The sequence below is a fragment of the Aurantimonas marianensis genome (assembly GCF_024195285.1).
GTDB classification, from domain to species: Bacteria; Pseudomonadota; Alphaproteobacteria; order Rhizobiales; family Rhizobiaceae; genus Aurantimonas; species Aurantimonas marianensis.
On sequence record NZ_JALHBS010000111.1, the window covers coordinates 1 to 1,335 of the forward strand.

Annotated in this window: 1 protein-coding gene; it reads right to left on the minus strand. The window is 65.8% G+C overall.

Annotated features, from left to right (window positions below; genetic code table 11):
• Window positions 1-594 precede the first annotated feature (594 nt).
• On the minus strand, window positions 595-1,335 hold a 741-nt coding region (locus tag MJ956_RS17350), incomplete at its 5' end, for a M48 family metallopeptidase (protein ID WP_253965697.1).

Here is a 1,335-nt window from a genome sequence, read left to right on the forward strand (position 1 = left end):
GGTTCGTGAGCGAGGTGACGTAGGTCAGGATGCTCTGGCCCAGCCGCTCGACATTCGTCGGCGCGCGCCGGAACGGGGACGCCGAGAGGTCGGCGCCGAGCGCACCCGCCCCCTTGGCCGCCCAGAGGCCGAGGCCGTAGACCACGGCCCAGGGCTGTCCCGCGACCACGAGGGTCGCCAGCGCGAACGCGGCGAGCAGCCCCGCCGCGAGCCACAGCCGACGCGGAATGCGTCGCGTGCCGGGTGCCGCGAGCCAGAGCGCCGCCGTCGCGATCGCGGCTGATACGCCCCCGCGAATCTGCCGATGGCGAAGAACGGCAGCGCCAGCACGCCCACCGGGTTGCCGCTGCCGGCGTTGACCAGCGTCCCCGAGCCGCAGCCCAGCACCACCTGCATCGCCGCCCCCTCGCCGCCCCTCGCCGAATGCTTACGATGCCGGTCAGCAACGACAAGCTGCTTCGCGTAGTCCGGCTGTCCGCCGTCAGCACCTATGGCACAGACTTGAGGTCGTGATTTGAGGAGGGGGTGGGTCTCGTCGCAGTGCAAGGGCAGCCCGGGATGCGCCGGTAATAACGCTGTCATTACCAGGTCTGCTCATGCCATCCTTTGTTCAAGCCGGTGCTTGCGCTTAGGCCAATCGGGTAGGACGCGACTCAATAGTTCGAAGAACTCTGGGCCGTGGTGCGGCACCGCGATGTGGCAGAGCTCGTGCGTGATGACGTAGTCAATCGCGTCCATGGGCGCCTCGATCAGACGGCGATTGAGCAGAAGGCGCGATGCCGGTGACATAGAGCCCCACCGCTGCCGAAGTTGGCGCACGATCAATCCTTTGGGGCGGAAGTCATCGGGTGCAGGGAAGCGCAGAAGATTGAGCTCAAGGCGCTCGGCGAATTTCGTATGTGCCCGCTGCCGGTACCAAGCCTCGACCAGCTCGCGCGTGACCTCGGTTCGCTCGGGCCTGTGCGTTTGGACGACGATGAAGCCACGGACGAGCTTCACCGTCGCCTGGACGTGGGGCACTACTTTCAACCGATACTGGCGTCCGAGATAAAGATGGGTCTCGCCCGCCACATACTGGCGATCCGGCGTGCGTGGAAGGAACTGGATGAAATATCGCTGCTGACGCCGGATCCAGGCGGCGCGCTTGCGCACTTTGCCCTCGATCGCGGCCAGGGTGGCATCCTCAGGCGCAGCGACGACGACAGATGCATCGGGTTCAACGGCGATTTCCAGAGTCGTCCGATCACGGCGCACGATCGCGAAATTGATCCTGTGTTCACCGTATTGGACGCTGTGCCGCTCTGCCGTCATCCCGGAAACCGCGCCCGTGAGAGG